At 74.7% G+C, this 4,887-nt stretch carries 2 protein-coding genes and 1 pseudogene; 1 reads left to right on the plus strand and 2 read right to left on the minus strand.

Annotation, left to right across the window (positions count from 1 at the left end):
• Positions 1-1,233 (minus strand): annotated as a pseudogene (locus tag C1J01_RS46235) (hypothetical protein); the annotation flags it as partial.
• Positions 1,234-1,394: 161 nt separating this feature from the next.
• On the opposite strand from C1J01_RS46235, the gene C1J01_RS46240 reads away from it, so the two are divergent.
• Complete coding sequence (locus tag C1J01_RS46240; RefSeq protein WP_111185344.1) at positions 1,395-3,293, plus strand: S41 family peptidase; 1,899 nt, start codon at positions 1,395-1,397, stop codon at positions 3,291-3,293.
• Positions 3,294-3,392: 99 nt separating this feature from the next.
• On the opposite strand, the gene C1J01_RS46245 is transcribed toward C1J01_RS46240, so the two are convergent.
• Positions 3,393-4,745: an NsdA family TPR-like regulatory protein gene (locus C1J01_RS46245; protein WP_235855126.1), complete on the minus strand. Its 1,353-nt coding sequence runs from the start codon at positions 4,743-4,745 to the stop codon at positions 3,393-3,395.
• Positions 4,746-4,887 lie beyond the last annotated feature (142 nt).

The following is a 4,887-nucleotide window of genomic DNA, read 5'->3' on the forward strand; positions in this document are numbered from 1 at the left end:
CGAGACCACAGACCGCGTCATCCCCAAGCGCACGGCAGCCATCCCCCGCGGCACGTCCACCGCAGCCCTCGTCCCGGCGGCCCCACCGGCCCGCATCCCCAACCACACCCGCGACACCACAGCCCGGTTGCGCGCCATCGCATGCGCCAGGTGGGCACGGGCACCGCGCCCGCACGTCTCCCCCGCGGCGACGCCATCGCGGGCCCGCCGGGGCTCCCCGCCGTCGGTGCGACGCACCGGACGCACGGCGGTGGCGGGCTCCGTGGAGGGGTGCTCGGCGGCGATGCCGGCCAGTTCGGCCTGCTCGGTCGCGGTCGTCAGCGCGTCTCCGGGCGGCGGCTCGGGGAGGGGGCGCCCCTTGCGCAGGTCGAACGCCCACGTCATGAGCGTGTCGGCGTCGACGGCGAGCGCCGGCGACCCCGCGGCGGCCGACTCGGCGCGGACGAGGATGCGCCGGAGCCCGTCCCGGGGAACGCCCGCGCGCAAGAGCGTCTGCCAGGCCGCATTCACGGCGGCAGCAGCGTCATGCCGAGCCCGCAACAGAGCGTCATGCCGCTCCCTTTCACCCGCAGGCACACCATCCCGCTCAGATCCAGGCGGGGTGACACCATTCCGCTCAGGTCCACCGCCGCCAGCCCAACTGCCGGAACCGGCGGCGGCATCCGTGCGGGTGTGGAGGAGGTGGGCGGTGGATTCGAGGGCGCGGGCTACGGCGATGCGTTCGGGGCCGTCCGGGCGGGCGAGCCAGGGGGACATGCCGACCAGCCAGGCCACCGCGCCGGCCGCCAGGCAGACCCCCACGTGCGGCGGGACGTCGGCGAGCCGCTGTTCGGGCACGAAGACGGCGCCGGCCGTGATGAACGTGAGCACGACGTTCCCCGGCGGTCCGATCCTGGTGGCGTCGCAGGCCGCCTTGTGCAGCCCGGCGAGCAGCGCCGCCACCAGGACCCGTACGGCGACCGAGTCGGTGAGCGCCGCGGTGACGAGCCCGGCGGCCATGCTGCCGGCCATCCCGGCCACCACCCCGGCCAGCGCCCGCGCACGGGCGGCGTACGGCAGGCCGTGCGCGTACAGGGCGCACATGCCCCCGCCGGCGGCGTACAGGACGAGGTCGAGTCGGTCCAGCGCGTACAGGGTGAGCATCGCGAGGGCGAGCGCCACCACCGCGCTGACGGCGTGCTTGTGCCAGACGTCGCCGAGCGGCCTCAGGCGCAGGGCCGAACGGACGGGCATGCGGACACGGGGCCTGACCAGGCGAAAGGGGAGGGAACTCATCGCCGCCAAGTTTATCAGGTGTTTTACTCGTAAAATAACTGCGTTCCCATGGCGGGGCACCCCGTGCCGTGAGACCGTTCCGGATATCGCGACGGGCGACGACCAGGAGGGGTGCCGAGATGACCGAACCGGCAGGTGGGGTGGCCAAACAGGAGCTCCAGGACTTCCTGCGCACGGCCGACACGCTCACGCTCGACGACAGGCGGCTCCTCGTCCAGCAGGCGCTGGTCCTCGTCGAGCACAACTACGTGCACCGGCCGCTGAAGGAGGCCATGCACGCGGTCAACCCGGTGCAGCGGCTGCGGCTGCTGGCCCAGCGGCTCAACCGGCAGACCCCCGCCACCATGGGCCCCGAGTGGCGCTTCCACGCCGAGCTGTCGGAGGTCTTCCACTCCGTACGCGACCTGCACACCAACTACCTGCTCCCCGAGCCGTACGCGAGCAAGGTCGCCTACCTGCCGTACCTGATCGAGGAGTACCACACCGGCGAAGAGCGCCACTACGTGGTGACGATGACCGTGGAGGGGTTCGAGGCGCCGGGGTTCGGGCCGGGCGTGGCGGTGACCCACTGGAACGGCGTGCCGATCGACCGGGCGGTGGAGGCGAACGCGGCGAGGTGCGCGGGCGGCAACCCGGCGGCCCGGCACGCGCGCGGCCTGGAGTCGCTGACCATCCGGCCGCTGGTCCTGCACGTGCCGCCGGAGGAGTCGTGGGTCGTCCTCACCTACGTCGACGCCGACGGGATCGTCCGCGAGCTGCGCGAAGGCTGGCGCGTCACCGACAACCTGCCGTCCTTCGTGGACGCCGACCGGCTCACCGCCGCGGCCGTCGCCCAGGGCCTCGACCTCGGCACCGACGAGATCGGCCGGGCCGTCAGGAAGCTGTACGTCCCCCAGGTCGCCACCGCGCACGAGACCGTGCCCGACGCCCGGCTCACGGCCGAGCCCGCCGAGCCGGGCGCCGAGCTTCCGACGACCATGCCGTCGATCTTCCGGGCCAGGAGCATCGTCACGCCGTCGGGCACGTTCGGGCACCTCCGCGTGTTCAGCTTCAACGTCAACGACCCGGGCGAGTTCGTCGCCGAGTTCGTCCGGCTGGCGCGGCTGCTGCCGCAGAACGGGCTCGTCCTCGACGTGCGCGGAAACGGCGGCGGCCACATCCACGCCGCCGAGTTCCTGCTGCAGACGCTCACGCCGCACCCGATCACGCCGGAGCCCGCGCAGTTCGTGACGACGCCGCTGAACGTGCGCCTGTGCGGCCGGCACGAGGAGAACCCGACCGGTGAGATCGACCTCGGCCCGTGGTGCCCGTCGATGAACCAGGCGCTGGAGACCGGCTCCGTCTACTCCGGTGGCTTCCCGATCACCCCGGTGGCGGGGGCCAACGCGATCGGCCAGCAGTACTTCGGCCCCGTCGTGCTGATCACCGACGCCCGCTGCTACTCGGCGACCGACATCTTCGCGGCCGGCTTCCAGGACCACGGGATCGGCGACGTCCTCGGCGCCGACGACAACACCGGCGCGGGCGGCGCCAACGTGTGGACGCACGAGCTGCTCAAGTTGCTCATGGAACTGCCCTCGCCGGAGGAGGGCAGCCCGTACCTGCCGCTTCCCGGGCAGGCGAACATGCGCGTGTCGATCCGGCGGACGCTGCGGGTGCACGCGCTGGCCGGCACCCCGGTCGAGGACCTCGGCGTGGTGCCCTCGCACCGCCACCGGATGACCCGCCGCGACGTCCTGGAGGACAACGCCGACCTGCTGGCCCGCGCGGCGGAGCTGCTGAGCGCGCGTCCCGTACGGCGGCTGGACGTGCGGGTGGGCGCCGACGACCTGACGCTCACGACGCGCCTGGTGGACCGGGCCGACGTCTACGTGGACGGCCGGCCCCGCGCGTCGGCGGACGTGACGGCGGAGGTCGTGACGGTGCCCGTGACGGGTGCGGGATCGGCCCGGGTGATCCGCGTGGCGGGTTTCCAGGACGGCGAACTGGTCGCGGCACGCACCGTCGTGCCGGTGTGAGGTCACGTCGAACGCGGCTCGCCGGGCCGCTCTGACGGGCCGCTCACGGGCTGCTGCTCACGGGCCGCTCTGAACGGGCTCTGAACGGGGTCGACCGGCTCACGCCAGGCGGGTGCGGCCGGCCGCGGCGAGCACGCGGTCGGCCTCGGCCACCAGGGGGCTCGCGCGGTGCGGCTGCCAGCCGGCGCGCAGGCGGCGCAGCTCGTCGCGCACGCGGGCCGAGGCGATCAGCCGTACGTCGTCGCGCAGCCCCAGCGCGGTGGCGGCGGCCCGGTCGAGGTCGCCCGCGCGCAGGCGGGCGTGCGCGGCCCGCAGGCCGATCAGCGTACGGGTGCGCAGCTCGACCGAGCGGCGGGCGTTCATGGACGCCTCGAAGTGGCGGGCGGCGGTGGCGTGGTCGCCGAGCCGGGTGAGCGTGAGGCCGATCTGGTGCTCCAGCGACTCGCGGCGGTAGTTGCCCGTCCACTCGCTCTCGGGTGGGGAGTCGGCGCGTTCGAGCTGGGTCTCCGTGTGGCGCAGCAGGGTGAGCGCGTCCCGGCGGGTGCCGGTGGCGGCGTGCGCCTCGGCGCGCATGCCGGTGATCCAGGCCAGCGTGCGCCGGGGGCCGTGCCGGCCGAGCGCGGAGGCGGCGGCCTCGGCCAGCGCCAGCGCCTCGCCGTCGTGGCCCAGCTCGGCGGCCTGCACGGCCATGCTGCGTAACGCCGTCGCGCGCAGGACGAGGTCGCCGGCCTCGTCCGCGAGCCGGACGGCGCTGACGTAGTACCGCTGCGCCAGGGCGTTGGCCCCCGCGTCCATGGCCATGTACGCCGCCAGGTAGGCGAGCTCGGCGGCGGCCGTGAACAGGTCCGGCCTGGCACGGCCGGTCGCCTCGCGCAGCAGCGGCGTGACCTCGCGCGACAGGTAGGCGGCGACGGCGGAGCGGGCGTGGCCGCCGCCGTACTGGTCGTCGAGGTCGGCGAAGCCCGCGGTGGCGGCGCGGATGCGGGCCACGTCGCCCGCCCCCGCGCGGGCCGGGACGCGGCGGTGCCGCCCGGCGCGCGCCGACAGGCTCGACAACACCGCCAGCGTGAACGTGCCCGCGGTCAGCACGGTGCGGCGGTTGAGCAGGTCGTCCTCCCCCAGCGTGGCCAGCCGGGCCACCGGGTCGCCGCGCCACGGGTCATCGGGCGGCGGCGCGTGCGCCGGATCCGGCCAGCCGAGGTGGGCCGGGGTGAGCTCGGGACGGCCGAGGCGGCGGCGGAACGCCTCGACCGCGGCGTGCACCGCCTCGGGGCGCGGCACCGTGCCGTTCAGCCAGTGCCCCACCGCCGAACGGTCGTAGTGCGTCGCGCGCCCGCTCTCGGCGGCTACGGCGTTGACGTGCTGCGCGATGGCGGCGTGCGTCCAGCCGGTCTGCTCGATCATCGCGGCGAGCGCCCGGTTGGCGACGGGGCGGGTACGCCGTGGCGGCATGGCATCTTCACATCGCTTCACATCGTCGTGCTCTCGACCATGCGGCGTACACGAGAGACCGTCAAGGTGCGGACTGCGATACGGTGGCCCGCCCCCGGCGCGGGCGCGGGCCGAGAAGGAGCCCCCATGGCCCACGCCCCAC

Origin of the sequence: Nonomuraea aridisoli (genome assembly GCF_003236395.1) — a bacterium.
Lineage (GTDB): Bacteria > Actinomycetota > Actinomycetes > Streptosporangiales > Streptosporangiaceae > Nonomuraea > Nonomuraea aridisoli.

Excerpts from the sequence above, each read along its gene's own strand:
- C1J01_RS46240 (WP_111185344.1), top strand. The coding sequence starts at position 1,395 with ATGACCGAACCGGCAGGTGGGGTGGCCAAACAGGAGCTCCAGGACTTC.
- C1J01_RS46245 (WP_235855126.1), bottom strand. The coding sequence starts at position 4,745 with ATGCCGCCACGGCGTACCCGCCCCGTCGCCAACCGGGCGCTCGCCGCG.